This window comes from Psychroserpens sp. BH13MA-6 (assembly GCF_052983595.1).
The window spans coordinates 71448-92771 of record NZ_JBRJGE010000007.1 but is presented as its reverse complement, the minus strand read 5'-3'; the positions used below and the strand labels follow the sequence as shown (position 1 = coordinate 92771).

Annotated in this window: 14 protein-coding genes; 7 read left to right on the top strand and 7 right to left on the bottom strand. The window is 38.5% G+C overall.

Annotated features, from left to right (window positions below; translation table 11 throughout):
- Window positions 1–117 precede the first annotated feature (117 nt).
- From ACU8DI_RS13565 to leuB, 4 genes are all read left to right on the top strand, one after another.
- Window positions 118–1293, top strand: coding sequence for a 2-isopropylmalate synthase (locus tag ACU8DI_RS13565; RefSeq protein ID WP_447113327.1), 1176 nt, complete (start codon window positions 118–120; stop codon window positions 1291–1293).
- Entirely contained in the window at window positions 1294–2676 is a 1383-nt protein-coding gene (leuC, locus tag ACU8DI_RS13560; protein ID WP_447113326.1) for a 3-isopropylmalate dehydratase large subunit, read from the top strand. It begins immediately after the preceding gene.
- A gap of 1 nt (window position 2677) precedes the next feature.
- On the top strand, window positions 2678–3277 hold the full coding sequence (leuD, locus tag ACU8DI_RS13555) for a 3-isopropylmalate dehydratase small subunit (RefSeq protein ID WP_447113325.1): 600 nt from the start codon (window positions 2678–2680) through the stop codon (window positions 3275–3277).
- A 111-nt stretch (window positions 3278–3388) separates the two neighbouring features.
- The gene (leuB, locus tag ACU8DI_RS13550) at window positions 3389–4507 is read left to right on the top strand and encodes a 3-isopropylmalate dehydrogenase (protein WP_447113324.1); all 1119 of its coding nucleotides are present in this window, start codon (window positions 3389–3391) and stop codon (window positions 4505–4507) included.
- Between the two features lie 89 nt (window positions 4508–4596).
- Here leuB and ilvA read toward each other — a convergent pair whose 3' ends face one another.
- The 7 genes from ilvA to gltB form a co-directional block, all read right to left on the bottom strand.
- Window positions 4597–5862 (bottom strand): threonine ammonia-lyase, encoded by a 1266-nt coding sequence (gene ilvA / locus ACU8DI_RS13545; protein ID WP_447113323.1) that lies wholly within the window; start codon window positions 5860–5862, stop codon window positions 4597–4599.
- The gene (gene ilvC / locus ACU8DI_RS13540) at window positions 5862–7367 is read right to left on the bottom strand and encodes a ketol-acid reductoisomerase (RefSeq protein ID WP_447113322.1); all 1506 of its coding nucleotides are present in this window, start codon (window positions 7365–7367) and stop codon (window positions 5862–5864) included. Before ilvC ends, ilvA begins: the two co-directional genes overlap by 1 nt.
- An 11-nt stretch (window positions 7368–7378) precedes the next feature.
- Window positions 7379–7909, bottom strand: a complete 531-nt coding sequence (ilvN, locus tag ACU8DI_RS13535) for an acetolactate synthase small subunit (RefSeq protein ID WP_447113321.1) — start codon at window positions 7907–7909, stop codon at window positions 7379–7381.
- A 2-nt stretch (window positions 7910–7911) separates the two neighbouring features.
- Window positions 7912–9648: a biosynthetic-type acetolactate synthase large subunit gene (ilvB, locus tag ACU8DI_RS13530; RefSeq protein WP_447113320.1), complete on the bottom strand. Its 1737-nt coding sequence runs from the start codon at window positions 9646–9648 to the stop codon at window positions 7912–7914.
- 9 nt (window positions 9649–9657) lie between these two features.
- Entirely contained in the window at window positions 9658–11337 is a 1680-nt protein-coding gene (ilvD, locus tag ACU8DI_RS13525; RefSeq protein WP_447113319.1) for a dihydroxy-acid dehydratase, read from the bottom strand.
- 248 nt (window positions 11338–11585) lie between these two features.
- Window positions 11586–13052, bottom strand: coding sequence for a glutamate synthase subunit beta (locus ACU8DI_RS13520; RefSeq protein WP_447113318.1), 1467 nt, complete (start codon window positions 13050–13052; stop codon window positions 11586–11588).
- 4 nt (window positions 13053–13056) lie between these two features.
- Window positions 13057–17562: a glutamate synthase large subunit gene (gene gltB, locus ACU8DI_RS13515; protein WP_447113317.1), complete on the bottom strand. Its 4506-nt coding sequence runs from the start codon at window positions 17560–17562 to the stop codon at window positions 13057–13059.
- Window positions 17563–18104: 542 nt separating this feature from the next.
- On the opposite strand from gltB, the gene ACU8DI_RS13510 reads away from it, so the two are divergent.
- The 3 genes from ACU8DI_RS13510 (at window position 18105) to metK (ending at window position 21197) form a co-directional block, all read left to right on the top strand.
- Window positions 18105–18443 carry a P-II family nitrogen regulator gene (locus ACU8DI_RS13510; protein WP_447113316.1) on the top strand — a complete coding sequence of 113 codons (339 nt, stop codon included), beginning with the start codon at window positions 18105–18107 and terminating at the stop codon, window positions 18441–18443.
- A gap of 10 nt (window positions 18444–18453) precedes the next feature.
- Window positions 18454–19695 carry an ammonium transporter gene (locus ACU8DI_RS13505; RefSeq protein WP_447113315.1) on the top strand — a complete coding sequence of 414 codons (1242 nt, stop codon included), beginning with the start codon at window positions 18454–18456 and terminating at the stop codon, window positions 19693–19695.
- A gap of 245 nt (window positions 19696–19940) precedes the next feature.
- Window positions 19941–21197 (top strand): methionine adenosyltransferase, encoded by a 1257-nt coding sequence (gene metK / locus ACU8DI_RS13500; RefSeq protein WP_447113314.1) that lies wholly within the window; start codon window positions 19941–19943, stop codon window positions 21195–21197.
- Window positions 21198–21324: the final 127 nt, after the last annotated feature.

The window sequence follows — 21324 nt, the reverse complement described above, 5'->3', positions numbered from 1 at the left end:
TCAGTTATTTAAATCTAATTTAATTCGTTGAACATCGTAAAGTTAGTTTAAACAGAAACGTTAATGTATAACCAAAGTATAAATTCGTAAGACAACTGAAAAATAAATGTTCAATAAATGTCTGATAACAACGTACAAATTTTTGACACAACGCTCCGAGATGGCGAGCAAGTCCCAGGCTGTAAATTAAATACCAATCAGAAATTAATCATTGCAGAGCAGCTGGATGCTTTAGGCGTTAATGTCATTGAAGCTGGATTTCCAGTTTCAAGTCCAGGTGATTTTAAATCGGTAGAAGAAATATCCAAACTCATAAAGAATGCCACCGTATGTGGATTGACACGTGCTGTAGAAAACGATATCAAAGTGGCTGCTGAAGCCCTTAAATATGCAAAAAAACCGAGAATACATACAGGGATTGGCACTTCTGAATCACATATCAAATTCAAATTTAATTCAGATCAGGACACTATTTTAAAACGCGCATACGACGCCGTTGCTTATGCTAAGTCTTTTGTTGAAGATGTGGAGTTTTATGCGGAAGATGCAGGACGAACCGATAATGAATTTTTAGCTCGTATCTGCGAGGCAGCTATTCAAGCAGGTGCCACAGTTCTAAACATCCCTGACACTACAGGCTATTGTCTGCCTAGTGAGTACGGTGAAAAAATGAAATATCTCATGGAACACGTTAGAGGTATTGACAAAGCCATCTTATCTTGTCATTGCCATAACGACCTTGGTCTGGCCACAGCAAATTCCATCGAAGGTGTCATTAATGGTGCACGTCAGATTGAATGCACTATCAACGGTATTGGAGAACGTGCTGGCAACACAGCTTTAGAGGAAGTTGTGATGATTTTAAAACAACATCCTTATCTCAAGTTAGATACCAGTATCAATACGCAACACCTCTATGGCATTAGTCAATTAGTTAGTGACAGTATGGGTATTTACACGCAACCCAATAAGGCTATTGTTGGCGCCAATGCGTTTGCGCATAGTTCTGGGATTCACCAAGACGGTGTTATTAAGCATCGTGAAACTTATGAAATTATCGACCCTAAAGACGTTGGTGTTACTGAAAGCGCTATCGTATTAACCGCAAGAAGTGGACGTGCAGCATTAGCTTATAGAGCCAAAAATGTAGGCTATGAATTAACGAAATTACAGTTAGATGATGTTTACGCTAACTTTTTGACGTTTGCCGACCGAAAAAAGGAAATCAATGATAATGATATTCATCAAATCATTGAAACGAGCCAAGTATATAGAGAAATAATTAGCGCATAAATGGGACAGACATTATTCGACAAAGTTTGGGATGCACATGTGGTAGATTCGATTCAGAATGGACCACAAATATTGTATATTGATAAACATCTAATACATGAAGTTACAAGTCCGCAAGCATTTAAAGAATTGGAAGATAGACATATTCCTATTTTCCGACCAGATCAAATTGTGGCAACGGCAGATCACAATACACCAACCACGAACCAACATTTACCAGTTAAGGATGCTTTATCTCGAAAACAATTAGAGCAACTCTCCTCAAACTGTAAAAAAAATAATATCACACTTTATGAATTAGGTCACAAATACAATGGTATTGTCCATGTCATGGCTCCTGAACTAGGAATTACGCAACCAGGCATGACCATCGTTTGTGGCGACAGTCACACATCTACCCATGGAGCTTTTGGGTCTATTGCCTTTGGTATTGGGACCTCTCAAGTGGCTCAAGTATTTGCAAGCCAATGCTTGTTGTTGACAAAACCAAAAAGTTTACGAGTAACGGTGAATGGCAAATTAAAGCATGGTGTTTTGCCTAAGGACGTCATTCTTTATATTATCTCTAAACTTGGCACCAATGCTGGTACGGGTTATTTCTGCGAATATGCTGGTGATGTTTTTAAAAACATGTCTATGGAAGGTCGTATGACGGTTTGTAATATGAGTATCGAAATGGGTGCGCGAGGCGGCATGATTGCTCCAGACCAAACGACTTTCGACTATGTTGAAGGAAGAGCCTTTGCGCCAAAAGGTGCTGATTTTGACCAGAAAGTGGCGTATTGGAAAACATTAGCCACAGATACAGATGCACAATTTGACAAGGAGTATTATTTTGACGCTGAAGACATAGAACCTATGGTGACCTACGGTACAAATCCTGGAATGGGAATTAAAATTTCCGATTATATTCCTGAGACTAGCGATGCTTCCTTTGAGAAATCATTGAAATACATGAATTTTGAAAAAGGAGAATCACTTATTGGGAAACCTATCAATTTTGTGTTTATTGGCAGTTGCACCAACTCAAGAATTGAAGATTTTAGAGTGGCAGCAGATTACATCAAAGGGAAACAAAAAGCAGATCATGTCACTGCTTGGCTAGTTCCAGGTAGTAAACAAGTGGAAGCCCAAATTATCAAAGAAGGCTTAAAAACTATTTTTGACGATGCTGGTTTTGAGCTTCGTCAACCTGGTTGCAGTGCTTGTTTGGCAATGAATGATGATAAAATTCCGCAGGGAGAATATTGTGTTTCGACGAGTAATCGCAACTTTGAAGGACGACAAGGTCAAGGTTCAAGAACTATTTTAGCAAGCCCATTAATGGCAGCAGCTACAGCCGTTGAAGGTAGAATCGTGGATATTACAAAACAATTAAATTAATATGGAAAAGTTTACAAGCTTAACATCGCAAGCTATTCCATTAGCTATTGAAAATGTCGATACCGATCAAATCATACCTGCACGTTTTTTAAAAGCCACAGACCGAAAAGGCTTTGGTGACAATGCCTTTAGGGATTGGCGATATGACAAAGATGGTCGTTTGAATGCTGACTTTGTGTTGAATGATGCCTCTTACCAAGGACAAATTCTAGTCGCAGGTGATAATTTCGGGTGTGGCTCGAGTCGTGAGCATGCAGCATGGACTCTAACCGATTATGGATTTAAAGTTATAGTATCGAGTTTTTTTGCAGATATTTTTAAAGGGAACGCCTTAAACAATGGCTTGCTACCTGTTCAAGTTTCTGAAGCTTATTTAGCTGAATTGATGCAGACCATCACGGAGCAACCTGACACCAAAATAACTGTAAATCTCGAGGCACAAACCATAGGAATTGAGGGTAACGCTCATGTTGAAAATTTTGACATAGACCCATATAAGAAAACTTGTATGATGAATGGCTACGATGATATTGATTATTTACTCAGTAAAACCGATCGTATTGTGGCCTATGAACAAGCAATGAGTCGCGTTAGGGATTGAGGCTTTGTTGGAGCTCCTTGAAAAGAGCGACTGCCGAAAGCCCGACCTTGGGAACGCCCAAATTAATAATAAAATGAACCCTTAAATTAAGGACAACCAACATACTAATTAATGAAATTACAAATTGCTGTTTTACCAGGTGATGGTATTGGACCAGAAGTGACCAAACAATCTGTAAAGGTTTTGAAAGCCATTGCACACGAGTTTGATCACACGTTTTTATTCAAGGAAGCTCCCGTTGGCGCTATTGCTATTGATCAAACTGGTACACCGCTACCAGATGATACTTTAGAACTCTGTAAACATTCGGATGCCATACTTTTTGGTGCTATTGGCGATCCTAAATATGACAATAACCCGTCGGCAAAAGTACGTCCTGAACAGGGATTGTTAAAATTGCGTAAGGCCTTAGAGCTATATGCTAATATTCGACCTGTAAAAGCATACGATACCTTGCTAAGCAAATCACCTTTGAAACGTGATATCATTAAGGGCACTGACATAAGTATTTACCGAGAATTAACTGGTGGGATTTACTTTGGAGAAAAGCAATTGAGCGATGATGGTGATACGGCTTCAGATTTATGTGAGTATTCACGTTTTGAAATTGAACGCATCACCCATTTGGCATTTAAAGCGGCACAAACGCGTAAACAAAAAGTGACTTTAGTAGATAAAGCCAATGTATTAGAGAGTTCGCGTTTATGGCGAAAAGTCGTCAAAGAAGTCGCTCAAAATTATCAGGATGTCACCTTGGATTTCCTCTTTGTTGATAATGCAGCCATGCAAATGATTTTAAATCCGAAACAATTTGATGTGATCTTAACCGAAAACATGTTTGGTGATATCATTAGTGATGAGGCTAGTGTGATTGGAGGGTCAATAGGTCTTTTAGCTTCGGCTTCTGTGGGCGACAAGCATGCCATGTTTGAACCCATTCATGGGTCTTATCCGCAAGCGAAGAACTTAGGCATTGCCAATCCCATAGCTTCCATATTATCAGCAGCCATGCTTTTGGAACATTTTGAACTCTTCGAAGAAGCTGATCTTATTAGGGAAGGTGTTGATCGCTCGTTGAAATTGAATATTACAACACCTGATTTAAATACCAAATACAATCATATCACAACGACGAAAGTGGGTGATTTTATTGAAGATTTTATCAATAACCCCAAAGACACCAATATGAATTTCGCAAACATACATTTAGGTCAATCTACTATTATTTAACTTTAAGGGTAAGTCTATTAATCATAGTGGCATTGAATAGAAAAGCATCTGGAAACAGGTGCTTTTTGTTATCATGACTTTCTTGGTCTTTAAACGAGAAACTGAAATAAATCCGGTTTGTCATTGAGGTAATCACCATAAAAGTTATGCAGTTTCATTTTAGTAATTAAAGGCTGCAAATCCTCGGCAGATTGTAATTCCAAGCCTACAACGGCTGCGCCATTTTCGCGATTGGTTTTTTTGGTATATTCAAAATGGGTAATGTCATCATTCGGACCTAAAATTTCAGCAACAAATTCTCGCAAGGCACCTGCTCGCTGTGGAAATTTTATAATAAAGTAATGCTTCAGGTTAGCATATAACAAAGCACGTTCCTTGATTTCGGCAGTTCTTGTAATATCATTGTTACTCCCACTAACCACGCATACCACGTTTTTCCCACTCAAATCGTCTCCATACTGATCAAGAACAGCAATGCTCAATGCACCTGCAGGCTCCACTACGATGGCATCCTTATTATATAAATCTAAAATGGTTTGACAAATTTTTCCTTCATCCACGACTTTAACATCATGCAATGTATCCTTACAAATAGCGAAATTCAAATCGCCTACGCGTTTGACCGCAGCACCATCTACAAAGTTTTCAATATGATTTAATGTCGTGTTTCGATTGTTCTTTATAGAGGTCAACATGGAGGGTGCCCCTTTTGGTTCCACTCCTATAATTTTAGTTTGAGGTGACAAGGCTTTAAATACCGTTGACAAACCAGCTGAAAGCCCACCACCTCCAACAGGTATAAATACATAATGAATTGGATGTGCCTTGGCTTGATCTATAATTTCTAAACCAACAGTCGCCTGACCTTCAATAACTTTCTCATCATTAAAAGGGTGAATAAATGTTTTGTTTAAGCATTCACAGACTTCCATAGCCGAATGGTACGCGTCATCAAAAGTGTCACCTACCAATACAACATCTACATAAGCCTCACCAAACATTTTTACCTGTTCTATCTTTTGATTTGGCGTTGGTGCAGGCATAAAAATAGTCCCTTTTATTTTCAACAGTTTACAAGAAAGTGCGACGCCTTGCGCGTGGTTACCTGCACTCGCACAGACAATTTCATTTTCTATCTGTGTCGTATCTAATGATGAAATTTTGTTATAGGCACCTCTAATTTTATAAGATCGAACCTCTTGAAGATCTTCCCGCTTAAAGTAAATATTAGCATTGAATTGCTTCGAATAGCGCGCATTCTTAATTAATGGCGTCACAGATGCAATGCCTTTTAATTTTTCTGCAGCTGCTTCAACAGCATCTAAAGAGGGTTTGTATGTTGTTTGAGTCTCCATTAAGCCAACACCGATTGCGGCGTTTTTACATCTTCTGTTTTGATGACTTTCATCGCACTCATAGATGCTCGCAATCTTTTACCTACAATCTCGATTGGATGATTTCTAATAGCCTCATTCACACGAATGAGTTCTACATTGTCTACGGCATTTGATTGTGCATAAGTGCTTCCAATTAAGGAGGTATCAACTGACGTCATAAATTCCTTTAGTAATGGCTTGCAAGCATGATCAAATAAATAGCAACCATATTCAGCGGTATCAGAAATAACACGATTCATTTCAAACAGTTTTTTTCTCGCGATGGTGTTTGCGATTAAAGGTAATTCATGTAGGGATTCGTAGTAAGCGGAATCTTCAATGATCCCTGCGCTCACCATCGTTTCAAACGCCAATTCTACACCCGATTTCACAAATGCTACTAAAAGAAGCCCATGATCAAAATAGGCTTGCTCACCGATATGACTAGTGGTTAACGCTGTTTTCTCAAAAGCAGTTTCACCTGTTTCTGCGCGCCATTTTAACAAGTTATGATCATCGTTTGCCCAATCTTCCATCATGGTTTTTGAAAAATGTCCTGAGATAATATCATCCATGTGCTTTTCAAATAGTGGTCGCATAATCCCTTTCAATGTTTCTGCCAATTCGAAGGCTTTAATTTTGGCCGGATTAGATAAGCGATCCATCATATTGGTAATCCCTCCATGCTTTAAGGCTTCTGTTATCGTTTCCCATCCAAATTGAATCAGTTTAGCCGCATAACCAGCATCGATTCCTTCTTCTACCATTTTATCAAAAGATAGAATAGCACCTGTTTGTAACAAACCACACAAAATAGTTTGCTCTCCCATTAAATCAGATTTTACTTCTGCCACAAAAGACGATTCAAGCACACCTGCTCTATCACCACCAGTAGCCACAGCATACGCTTTTGCTTGCGCCCAACCTTTGTTTTCTGGATCATTTTCGGGATGTACAGCAATTAATGTTGGCACACCAAAACCACGTTTATATTCTTCACGAACTTCGGTACCTGGACACTTAGGTGCTACCATTATCACCGTGATATCTTCACGAATTTTCATTCCTTCCTCCACGATGTTAAAACCATGAGAATAACTGAGGGTGGCACCTTTTTTCATCAGTGGCATCACTGCTTTTACCACATTACTATGTTGCTTATCTGGTGTCAAATTCAAGACTAAATCGGCATTTGGAATGAGTTCTTCATAAGTCCCTATAGGAAAGTCATTTTCAGTGGCATTTTTAAAAGATGCTCTTTTTTCATCGATAGCTTGCTGTCTCAAAGCATAAGCAATATCCAATCCCGAATCTCTCATATTCAATCCTTGGTTCAGACCTTGAGCGCCACAACCTATAATAACAATCTTCTTTCCTTTTAAGGCATTCACACCGTCTTCAAACTCTGAGGCTTTCATAAAGCGGCATTTTCCTAATTGATCTAATTGTTGTCTTAATGATAATGTGTTAAAGTAATTTGACATTTTAGTAGTTTTTAATGTTGAAATGCTTCGAGCATTTTTGATATCTTCATTTCATCTTTGGTGACTGCTATCCTCCCTGATCGGGTAAATTGCATGATTCCAAAAACACTTAATTCTCTGTATAACAATTCTATTTCCTGCTTACGTCCTGATTTTTCCAAAACAAAAAACTCCTTATTCACCGTCACAATTCTAGCATTGCTCTCTTTAATAATATTCTGAATTTGACGTTCCTCAAACAACAAATCCGATTTAATTTTAAACAAACAAGATTCTTGATAAATGGTTTCATCTTCTCTGTGATAAAACGCTTTAATAACCTCAACTTGTTTATCTATTTGACCGATGATTTTTTTCATTTGAGTTTCAGTCATATTCACCACAATGGTAAATCTTGAGACGCCTTCAATTTCTGATACAGATGAATTAATACTCTCAATATTAATATGACGTCGTTGAAAAATGGCTGAAATTCTGTTTAACAGACCAATGTTATTTTCTGTGTATACCGAAACGGTAAATTGATTAATTTGCTCTTCCATAATTATTCTAATCTTATATCTGAAACGGATGCTCCGGATGGCACCATAGGAAACACATTATCTTCCTTTTCTACACAAACCTCTAAAAAATAGGCTTCTTTACTTGCAATCATTTCCTCAACAGCAGCGGCTAATTCTTCACGTTTTGTCACTCGTTTTGCATTTAAATAATAACCTTTAGCAATGGCGACAAAATCGGGATTGGTCATTTCGGTAGACGCATAGCGTTTATCAAAAAATAATTGTTGCCACTGTCTTACCATCCCTAAAAAGTCGTTGTTTAAAACCACCACTTTCACAGCCGTTTTTTGCTGAAATATGGTACCAAGCTCTTGAATGGTCATTTGATAACCACCATCACCAGATATTGAAATCACTTCACGATCTGGCGCTGCCATTTTTGCTCCAATAGCTGCTGGTAAGCCGAAGCCCATAGTTCCTAAACCTCCTGAAGTAATATTACTCTTAGTCGTATTGAATTCGGCATAACGACAAGCGATCATTTGATGCTGTCCTACGTCCGTGACTATGGCTGCCTCTCCTTTGGTTTGTTTGTTGATTTCCTTTAAAACTTCACCCATTGTTAGGCCTTCCTTAGTTGGATAAAGATCCGCCTTTATCACTTTTTCATATTCAATCTGATAAAGGTCTTTGAATTTTTGGTGCCATGCTTCATGCGAATTCGATATCAATAGTGGCAAGAGAGCCTCTAAGCTAGTTTTGGCGTCTCCAAGAACAGCGACATCTGTTTTCACATTCTTATCCACTTCTGCAGGATCAATTTCGAAATGTATGATTTTAGCTTGTTTTGCATAGTTATCAAGGTTGCCAGTTACACGATCGTCAAATCGCATCCCAATGGCTATTAAGACATCACATTCATTGGTCAAAACATTGGGCGCATAATTGCCATGCATTCCAACCATACCTACATTTAACGGATGTGAAGTTGGAATAGCGGAAGCTCCAAGTATCGTCCAAGCCGCAGGAATACCTGCTTTTTCAATAACCGATTTAAATACATTTTCTGCTTCACCCAAAATGACGCCTTGTCCCCAAACCACTAATGGTTTTTTAGCCTTATTTATCAAGTCTGCAGCAGCTTTCAAATCGTCTGGATTGGCTGTGGGAACAGGTTTATAACTTCTTATTCCAGTACATTTCTTATATGCAAAATCGAATGTTTCGAATTGTGCATCTTTTGTAATATCGATCAAGACAGGACCAGGTCTTCCGCTTCTAGCAATATAAAAAGCCTTGGCAAGCACTTCTGGTATTTCAGAGGCTTTGGTTATTTGATGATTCCATTTGGTCACAGGTGTTGAAATACCGACGATATCCGTTTCTTGAAAGGCGTCACTACCCAACAAGTGAGAACCCACTTGACCCGTAATGCACACCATGGGTGTAGAATCAATTTGTGCGTCTGCGATTCCAGTGATCAAATTCGTAGCTCCAGGTCCAGACGTTGCAATGGCGACACCAACCTTTCCAGAAATTCTAGCATACCCCTGAGCTGAGTGTGTCGCTCCTTGTTCATGACGTGTTAGGACATGATGTATCTGATCTTGATACTTGTAAAGTTCATCATAAACTGGCATGATGGCACCTCCAGGATAACCGTATAATGTGTCAACACCCTCAGCTAACAAACATTTTATGATCGCCTCACTTCCTGAAATATGTTCAGTGGATGGGACAGTGTTTGATGGATGATGCATGGTTTGTGGATCTTTCATACGTATAGTTTAAAATTCATCGGTCACACAACCTTTAGATGCTGATGACACAGTTTTTGCATATTTATAGAGAACACCTCGATCAAATTTTAAGTCTGGTGCCTTCCATTGTTGTTTTCTTTCTTGTAATACCTCATCGGAAACCTCAACTGAAATTGTATTCGTCTCGGCATCAATCGTGATGGTATCACCGTCTTTCACCAAAGCTATGGTACCACCTTCTTGTGCCTCTGGCGTTATATGTCCAACCACAAAGCCGTGGGTGCCTCCAGAAAAGCGACCATCTGTTATGAGTGCCACATCATTTCCTAATCCCGCTCCCATGATAGCTGCTGTAGGCTTTAGCATTTCTGGCATTCCTGGTCCACCTTTGGGTCCTTCATATCGAATAACGACAACATCACCTTTCTTTACAAGGCCATTCCTGATACCATCATTTGCTTCATATTCACCTTCAAACACCTTGGCTTTCCCTGTAAATCGGAGACCCTCTTTACCAGTTATTTTTGCGACGCTACCATCTTCAGCCAAATTGCCGTACAACATCCTGAGATGTCCTGAAATTTTAATCGGCTTTTCAATAGGTTTGATAACTTGCTGTCCCTCTTCAAGGTCATTGACGTCCAATAAGTTTTCAGCGATAGTTTTACCAGTAACAGTAAGACAATCTCCATGAATTAGGCCTTTCTTCAGGAGGTATTTTAGTACTGCAGGAATGCCTCCTACAGCATGCACATCTTCCATAAGATATTGACCACTAGGCTTTAAATCAGCCAAAAATGGTGTTTCATCACTGATATCTTGAAAATCCTTAAGTGTGAAATCTATTTGCGCAGCTCTAGCGATAGCCAGAAAGTGAAGAACCGCATTGGTAGAACCTCCTAAAATGGTCACGAGACGCACAGCATTTTCTAATGATTTTCTAGTGATAATATCGGAAGGTTTAATATCTTTTTCTAAAAGTGCGCGCATCGCTTCTCCTGCCAGAATCGACTCTTTCTTTTTAGCATCACTCAAAGCAGGATTGGAAGAATTAAAGGGCAATGACATTCCTAATGCTTCAATTGCCGAAGCCATTGTATTGGCCGTATACATTCCGCCACAAGCACCTGCTCCTGGACAGGCTTTTTCAACGATATTTTGATAGTCATTTTCTGTCATGGTCCCAGCCACCTTACTACCCCAAGCTTCAAATGCGGAGACGACGTCTAGTTTTTTTCCATTATGACATCCTGAATCAATCGTCCCACCATAAACGAGAATACTTGGACGATTTAAACGTATCATTGCCATCAATGCGCCAGGCATATTTTTATCGCAACCTACAACCGTAACTAAACCATCATAGCTCATCGCCTGAACAACGGTTTCCATGGAATCAGCGATAATATCACGAGAAGGTAATGAATAACGCATTCCAGGTGTTCCCATAGAAATACCATCACTTACACCAATAGTATTAAAAATCAATCCTACCACATCTTCATTTTTAGTCCCTTCCTTGACCAGCTGAGCTAAATCATTTAAATGCATGTTGCATGGATTGCCTTCATAACCAGTACTGGCAATACCTATGATAGGTTTGTAAAAATCTTCCTTAGTCAATCCGATAGCATGTAACATTGCCTGTGCCGCAGGTTGTGTTGGATCTTGTGTTACAGTTTTACTATATTTATTCAGTTCACTCATATGATAATTTTTGCAAATTCAAATTGCAGTGTCTAAAATACCGGTTTCACATTCCTTCATGGGTATTTTTAGGTGATTCGCGCTAAACCCAACACACAAAATAAACACTCAAAAAACTGAATAACAACAAGTTAAGTGTTTTTAAGTATGATGTTCAAAAGGGGCAATTTTCTTAATAAAAAAGCCTTCTCAATTGAGAAGGCTCTGTATTTAAAAAAATCAAGAGAGTTAGGTTCTGGTGCCATGAGCTAAACACGAGGCAAATCTCCTGCTTCTTTTAGTGGTAAATTTGACTGTCCCATTAAGTAAGCATCCACATAGTGTGCTGCTTCACGACCTTCCGAAATCGCCCAAACAATAAGGGATTGACCGCGTCTCATATCGCCTGCTGTGAAAATACCTTTTACATTGGTAGCATAATCTTTAGTCGTTGCTTTTATATTCGTTCTGAAGTCTGTTTCAAGACCAAATTGATCGGCTAATGTTTTTTCAGGACCTGTGAAACCTAAGGCTAGTAAAACCAAATCACAATCCCATTTTTTTTCAGTATTTGGTAGCTCTTTCAAAACTGGTCGTTCATCTTTTTTAAAGACCCATTCAACTTCAACTGTTATTAAACCCGTAAGGTTACCATTCTTATCGCCCAAAAATTCTTTCGTTGAAATGCTAAAAAAACGTTCAACACCTTCCTCATGTGAGGATGTCTTCTTAAGTTTCATTGGCCAATAAGGCCATGGCTGATGTGCTGGACGCCCTTTAGGCGGTTTGCTTAAAATCTCAAAATTTGTGACAGATTTCGCTCCATGACGATTAGAGGTTCCTATACAGTCAGAACCTGTATCGCCACCTCCAATAACAATTACATTTTTATTTTTAGCCGAAATAATAGCTTCAAAAGGCACTACACCATCCACATATTGGTTATTTTGTTTTAAAAAATCCATAGCTTGATGAACGCCTTTCAAGTGACTACCCTTGATAGGAATGGATCGTCTTACCGAGGCACCGCCACATAGTAATACGGCATCAAATTCTGCTTTGATGGTTTCTACGTTAATAGTGTTTCCAACCTCAGCATTGGTTTTAAAATTGATTCCTTCTTCTTTTAGTATTTCAAGTCTTCTATCAATAATTGATTTCTCCATTTTGAAATCTGGAATCCCATATCGTAGTAATCCTCCAATTTTTGCATCACGTTCAAAAACAGTCACATGATGTCCGGCACGATTAAGTTGTTGAGCTGCCGCTAATCCGGCTGGACCAGAGCCAATAACTGCTACCTGCTTTTCTGTTCTAATTTTAGGAGGCAGCGCTTTGATCCAACCTTCTCTAAAGGCAGTTTCAACGATATTCTTTTCAATAGTTTCAATAGCTACAGGATCTTCGTTAATGCCTAAAACGCATGCTTCTTCACAAGGAGCTGGACATAAACGTCCGGTAAATTCTGGGAAGTTATTAGTGGCATGCAAAATTTGAGCTGCCTCTTTCCAACGACCTTTATAAACTTTATCATTAAAGTCTGGGATTAAATTCCCTAGCGGACAGCCACTATGGCAAAATGGAATGCCACAGTCCATACATCTTGCTCCCTGATCTTTCAGTTTTTCCTCATTTAAAGGGATTGTAAACTCCTTATAATTTTTTAGACGATTCGCTACCTTTTTATATGGTTCATCTGCTCTTTTGTATTCTAAAAACCCTGTTATCTTTCCCATGTTCTTATGCTATTAATGTATTTTCTGCTTCCAATCTAATGAGTGCTTGACGATATTCTTCTGGTAAAACTTTAATGAATTTTGGAAGCTCTTTTTGCCAATTCTCCAAAAGACGCTGAGCTAGTGGACTTAATGTCGCATTGTAATGATTTTCGATAAGTCCTCTTAGTTCTGTCACATCATCGGTCTCACGGACTGGTTCTAAATTTAAGCCCTCTTTATTACAGAGTTTATCAAAAGTTCCTTTTGGGTCATAAACATAAGCGATGCCGCCACTCATACCTGCTCCAAAATTCCTGCCTACTTCACCTAATACTACGACACGTCCACCGGTCATATATTCACATCCATGATCACCAATACCTTCTACCACTGCTAAAGCTCCTGAATTTCTCACACAGAAGCGTTCTCCAGCTTTTCCATTGACATAGGCTTCGCCAGAGGTGGCTCCGTAGAGCGCCACGTTTCCTATGATAATATTATCTTCTGGCACAATGGTGGCTTCATCTGGTACTTTCACAATTAATTTAGCACCAGACAGACCTTTACCGAGATAATCGTTGGAGTTACCATTAATAATCAAAGACAAGCCTTTCGTTGCAAAGGCTCCAAAACTTTGGCCTGCGGAACCTGTAAAATTAATCTTCAATGTATTTTCTGGTAATCCTTGAGCTCCATAAATCTTAGAAATTTCATTACTTAAAATGGCGCCAAAAGCACGATCTCTATTCGTAATTTTAAATTCTAAAACTGTCTTTTCTTTACGGAATAAAGCAGGATGGGCCCGACTTATAACCTTGAAATCCAAGGCCTTTTCCAAACCGTGATCTTGGCTTTCAGTGTTATATAATTTTGTTTCTTCAGGGACCGTCACTTTATGAAGAATAGGTGTTAAATCTAAGCCCAACGCTTTGTAGTGTGCTATGGTTTTATTGCGATTTAGTTTCTGAACTTGACCAACCATTTCATCCACAGTTCTAAAACCTAACTGCGCCATAATTTCACGTAACTCTTGTGCTACGAAGTACATAAAATTAACGACATGCTCAGGCTTTCCTTTAAATTTTTTACGAAGTTCTGGGTTTTGTGTAGCAATGCCTACTGGACAAGTATTTAAGTGACATACACGCATCATCACACAACCAGAAGCTACCAAAGGCGCTGTGGCGAACCCAAACTCTTCTGCGCCTAATAAACAAGCTATGGCTACATCACGACCTGTTTTCAATTGTCCGTCGCATTCCAAAACCACGCGATTTCTTAGGTTATTCATCACTAATGTCTGTTGCGCTTCTGCCAATCCAAGTTCCCACGGAAGTCCGGCATGTTTAAGTGATGTTAGAGGCGAAGCACCAGTTCCACCGTCATGACCAGAAATTAATATCACATCACCTTTAGCTTTTGCGACACCAGCTGCAACCGTACCGATACCAACTTCAGACACAAGCTTTACATTAATTCGAGCCGTTCTATTTGCCGATTTTAGATCGTAAATAAGTTGAGACAAATCCTCAATAGAATAGATATCGTGGTGAGGAGGTGGAGAAATCAACCCTACATAAGGTGTAGAATTTCTGGTCTTCGCAATTTCTGGATTCACTTTTGAACCTGGTAATTGACCGCCTTCACCAGGCTTCGCTCCTTGCGCCATTTTTATTTGTATTTCCGAAGCATTGGTTAGATAATTTGAAGTCACTCCAAAGCGTCCAGAAGCCACCTGCTTAATAGCAGAATTTTTCCAATCACCATTAGCGTCTTTGTAAAAGCGCACTTCATCTTCACCACCTTCTCCAGAGTTACTTTTGCCGCCAATTCGATTCATCGCAATCGCCAAATTTTCATGGGCTTCCTTACTAATAGAACCATACGACATAGCTCCAGTTTTAAAGCGTTTTACAATTTCCGTCCAAGGCTCTACTTCTTCTAATGGAATAGGGTCATAATTCGTGAATTCAAACAAGCCTCTAATGGTCATTAGTTGCTTGGTCTGTTCATTAATTAATTCTGAATATTCTTTATAGGTTTTGTGTTTATTTCCTCTAACAGCCTCTTGTAATTTAGCCACGGTTATTGGATTAAAGGTATGCTTCTCACCATGTCGTCGCCATTTATATTGTCCTCCAAAATCTAATTGCAAATCCGCATCCACGACAGCTGTTTTATAAGCTTTTTTATGTCTCTTACTAATTTCTTTTTCAATTTCACGCAAGCCAATTCCTTGTAATCTTGTTACGGTATTTGGGAAATAATTGTTGACTACGGTCGTATTGAGACCAACACATTCAAATAGCTGGGAACCACGATAAGAATTGAGTGTAGAGATCCCTATTTTATTCATTACTTTCAAGATACCCATTCCAATGGCCTTATTGTAATTTTTTATCGCTGTTAAATACGCCAACCCTTCAATTTCTTTGTCTCTAACTTGATCGAATACAATCTCATTCACGATATATGGATTGATTGCACTCGCACCAAATCCAAATAGCAAAGCAAAATGGTGTACCTCTCGTGGTTCTGCTGACTCAATAATAAGACTCACTTTCGCTCGCTTTCCTATTTTATAAAGCTCATGATTCACGTAAGAACAAGCTATCAATGCTGGTATAGGTGCCCATTTTTTATTGACGCCTCTATCTGATAGGATAATAATATTACCACCTTGATCAATGGCGTTTGAGGCCTGATGGACTAAATTCTCAAGAGCACGTTCTAATTCGTTGAGACCTTTATCAACTTCGTATAATATTGAAATAGTCGTCACTACAAAATCAGGATTATTTTGGTAGTTCTTTATTTTATCTAAATCGTGCTTAGATATCACCGGATTTTGAATTTTTAACTTCCGACATTGATCCTCATTAATTTCAAAAATATTGGTATCACTACCCAATGTAAGACTAATGTCAGTTATCAATTTTTCACGAATACCATCTAACGGAGGATTGGTCACTTGAGCAAACAACTGTTTGAAATAGTTGTAAATGAGTTGTGGTCTTTCAGAAAGCACTGCAATAGGCGTATCATTACCCATGGAGCCAATAGGTTCTTTACCGTTCTGAGCCATTGGTTTAATAATGGTGTTCAAGTCTTCTTCGGTGTACCCAAACACTACTTGTCGTTTTACGAGTGTATCCTCTTTGTGTTTAATTGGGCCTTTTTTGGCTGGAATATCAGCCAAATGCACCAAGTTTTTGTCCAACCATTTTTTATATGGATGCTTTGAAACAATAGCCTCTTTGATTTCTTCATCATTAATAATCCGACCTTGATTCATATCAACCAAAAACATTTTACCTGGTTCTAAGCGGCCATGTTTTTCAATATTTTTAGGATCAACCTCTATAACGCCTGTTTCTGAAGACATGATGACAAAACCATCTTTCGTTACCGAATAGCGTGATGGTCGTAAGCCATTTCTATCTAAAACAGCACCGATATAATTCCCATCAGTAAATGGAATAGAAGCTGGCCCGTCCCAAGGCTCCATCACACAGGAATTATACTCATAAAATGCCCGTTTTGCTTCAGACATATCTGGGTTCTTTTCCCAAGCCTCTGGAACCAACATCATCATAACTTCAGGTAATGAGCGACCTGTCATCAATAATAATTCAACCACCATATCCATTTGTGCCGAATCTGATTTACCAGGCATTATAATCGGAAAAATGCTTTTAATATCCTCCCCAAACCAATCGCTTTCCATGAGTTCTTGACGTGATAAAATACGAGATACATTACCTCTTAGTGTATTAATTTCGCCATTATGACACATGTAACGGAAAGGTTGTGCAAGATCCCAGGTTGGAAATGTATTGGTAGAAAATCGTTGATGCACGAGCGCCAAGCGCGTCACCAAGGTAGGATCCTGCAAATCGGTATAATACAATTTAATGTCCTCAGGAATAAGTAAGCCTTTAAAGATGATTGTTTTTGTTGATAAACTCGGCACATAAAAACGGGCTCTCTCTGAAAGTTTAGAGTCATTAATATGATGCTCCAATTGCTTTCTGGCCGTAAAAAGTTTTAAATTAAATTCGAAATCGGTTTGCTTAGTATTTGACTTTCCAATAAATACTTGTTTCACAAAAGGTTCTGTTTCTGCTGCTATTTCTCCTATAACGGAGGTGTCTACAGGAACATCTCTCCAACCTAATAACTTAAGATCATGCGCCTTGATGTAGTGTTCAAACTTATGAACGCAGTAATCACGTTGATTAGCTCTTTTTGGAAAAAACACATTACTCACCGCGTAATCCCCAAATTTGGGTAATTGAAAGTCGCAGTGTTCTACAAAAAACTCATGAGGTATATCGATTAAAATCCCAGCACCATCACCCGTTTTACCATCGGAACTTACAGCGCCACGATGCTCTAATTTCTCAAGAATTTCAAGCGCTTTATGAATGATTTTATTGGATTTATTTCCTTTTAAACTACATATAAATCCGGCACCACAATTATCGTGTTCAAATTCTGGCAAATAGAGCCCTTGCTTCTTCAACATATTCTTCATTTTATTCGTCTTTTACAACCGATTCGAATATGTAAGATATTAGTCCATCATCAATAAATAAAATGCCTGAAACACTTTTTCGAAAATGATAATTAAAAGACTTTATTTTAAAAAATTCACATTTTTAAAGCTAATAATTTCAGAATCAAACAATGCATTTTATTCGAAATTAATAGCATTTTATTGCGAAAACGTTTTCGTTATCGCCAATAATTTGAAGATTATTTAAAAATATAAATCAAAACCTTCCTTTTTATCAATTTGAGATTATCAAATACGCAATATTATTATTATAATTTAAAATTACCCTAATAAAAATAGGGTTAAAATTAAATAATTTATAAAAATTAAGTAATTACCCCTATTTTTTTAGGGGTCATATTATTTTTTTATAGATTTGAGACGTCATCTATCAAATAACGTAACAGTTAAAATTTACATTTTAAAAACCATTCAATAGGGTCAATTTTCAAAAGGTTTCGAATTCATTAATCAAGCTATTAGAAACGATATCAATTTAATTATTAGAATAGATGAAAAAAATAGAGGCGATCATTCGGAAATCAAAATTCTCTTCGGTCAAAAAAGCACTTCATGACGTTGGTGTTAATTTCTTCTCTTATTGGGATGTCACAGGACTAGGCAATGAAAAAGAAGGCCATGTCTACCGAGGCGTATCTTATAGCACAAGCGACATTCAACGTCGCTACCTATCCATTGTAGTTAATGATGATTTTGAAGCAATCACTATAAAAGCCATTATTGAAGCAGGCGCTACAGGAGATGTGGGTGACGGTAAAATATTTGTATCCCATATCGATGAGGTTTACAGAATACGAACAGGAGAAAAAGGTGCTAATACTCTAAAATAATATTGGATTCATGGAAATACTTACAACAAATAATGTGTGGATGATGATTTGTACAGCTCTAGTGTTTTTTATGCATCTTGGGTTTGCACTTTTAGAGATTGGTCTCACACGCCAAAAAAACACCTTAAACATTTTATTCAAAAACATTTTTATTATTACAGTAGGTCTATTGTTATACTGTCTTGTAGGTTTCAATTTAATGTATCCAGGTTTTGAAGATGGTGCTTCTGGATTTTTTGGTTTTGCAGGATTTGGACTGGATTCACCACTTACCGCTGAAGGCACTTTAGACTTGAGCTACAATGAAGGCTATACGTATTGGACGGACTTTTTATTTCAAGGTATGTTTGCCGCAACGGCCGCAACAATTGTATCTGGAGCTGTGGCAGAACGCATGAAAATTGGACCTTTTATGATTTTCACCATACTGTATGTTGGTTTGGTATATCCTATTGCTGGCTCATGGAAATGGGGCGAAGGGTTTTTAGATATGCGAGATACGCCTTTTCATGATTTTGCAGGTTCTACACTTGTTCATTCAGTGGGTGGTTGGGCAGCATTGGTAGCTGTTTTTTTACTTGGCTCAAGAATTGGCAAATTCAAGGATGGTCAACCACAGGCAATTCCAGGTCACAATATTCCTATGGCTACAGCCGGTGTTTTAATCTTATGGCTTGGTTGGTTTGGGTTTAATGGCGGCTCTGTACTCTCTGCTGACCCAGGCAGCACCTCATTGGTATTAGTAACCACTTCCTTAGCAGCTGCTGCAGGAGGCGTGATATGTGCCCTCATTTCTACATTACTATATAAAAACATGGACTTAACCATGTTTCTGAACGGTATCCTTGGCGGATTGGTTGCCATAACAGCTGGCGCAGATCAAATGTCTCCTACAGATGCCATCATAGTAGGTGCCATAGGAGGTGCCATCATCGTTTTTGCAGTTTCCATGATTGACAAAATCAAATTGGATGATCCTGTGGGTGCGATAGCGGTCCATTTATTTTGCGGGATCTGGGGGACTTTGGCCGTTGGTATCTTCGGTAAATTAGCCAGTACCGATCAATTTATAAGTCAGTTAGTTGGTGTTGGATCCTATGCCTTGTTCTGCATCCTAACCTCCTTTATCATCATATTCGCCCTAAAGAAAACCGTTGGCATAAGAGTTTCAGAAAAAGAAGAATTTGAAGGATTAGATGTTCATGAGCATGGCATGAATGCCTATCCTGATTTTAGATTGAATGAGCATTAACGTGTGATTGATTAGTTTTATTAGTGAGACTTGCCCTTAGTAATTTTATTAGGGGCTTTTCTTTTGACTGTATCTTTTTCTAGTTTCAATATTATATGTACTTTTGTCGACAACTTAAAAAAGAGAGGAAAAATTTGTTCTGATTGCAACCTCATAAAAAAATGCTAAAGCAGTTATTCCAAAACTTCTCTAGCAACTTAGCAATCGCAATTTATTTTTTCAGAATTCTAAAATAATACGATTATATGGGATATTTATTTACTTCGGAAAGTGTCTCTGAAGGACATCCAGACAAAGTAGCAGATCAAATTAGTGATGCTTTAATAGATAACTTTTTAGCTTTTGATAAGGAATCAAAAGTTGCTTGTGAAACTTTAGTAACGACGGGTCAAGTGGTCCTAGCAGGTGAAGTAAAATCGAACACCTATTTAGACGTTCAAAAAATTGCTCGAGATACTATCAATAAGATTGGCTACACCAAAAGCGCCTATATGTTCGACGGTAATTCATGTGGTGTCTTTTCGGCGATTCATGAACAATCGGAAGACATCAATCGTGGTGTTGATAGAGCTAGCAAAGAAGAACAAGGTGCTGGAGACCAAGGTATGATGTTTGGTTATGCCACGCGTGAAACAGATAATTTCATGCCATTAGCCTTAGATTTATCACATCGAATCCTCAAAGAATTAGCAGACCTTAGAAGGGAGAACAAAGAGATTACCTATTTACGCCCTGATTCTAAAAGTCAGGTCACTATAGAGTACAGCGATGATAATGTGCCTCAGCGCATTGATGCCATAGTGGTATCTACGCAGCACGACGACTTTGGTAGTGACGATGCGATGTTATCCAAAATTAGAAAAGACATCATTGATATTTTAATTCCGCGTGTGGTTGCTAAGCTTCCTGAACACATCCAAGTACTTTTTAACGATAACATTACTTACCATATCAACCCGACGGGAAAATTTGTCATTGGTGGACCGCATGGTGATACAGGTTTAACTGGACGTAAAATTATTGTGGATACTTACGGTGGAAAAGGGGCACATGGTGGTGGTGCTTTCTCTGGAAAAGACCCAAGTAAGGTTGATAGAAGTGCCGCTTATGCTACACGACATATTGCAAAAAACATGGTAGCTGCTGGTGTATGTGATGAAATCTTGGTACAAGTAAGCTATGCCATTGGCGTGGTTGAACCTACTTCCATTTTTGTAGATACCTATGGAACCTGTCCATTCAATTTAACGGATGGAGAGATTGCTGAAAAAATCAAATCGATTTTTGACATGCGACCTGCCGCGATTGAAGAGCGTTTAAAATTACGTCAACCAATGTATAGTGAAACGGCAGCATACGGACATATGGGTCGACAGTCTGAAACCGTCACCAAAACATTTGAGCAGCCTAATGGTGATCCAATCACCCTTGAAGTGGAATTATTCACGTGGGAAAAATTGGATTATGTAGATAAAATTCAAAAAGCTTTTGATATTATGTAAGAGTATCAAATTATTCAAAAAGCCTTTAAACAGCTAAGTTTAAAGGCTTTTTTTTTTGCGTTAAGGATCGAGGCCTTGTGGAGCTCCTCCAAAGAGAGCGACTGCCGAGAGCTTGACCAACCCAAAT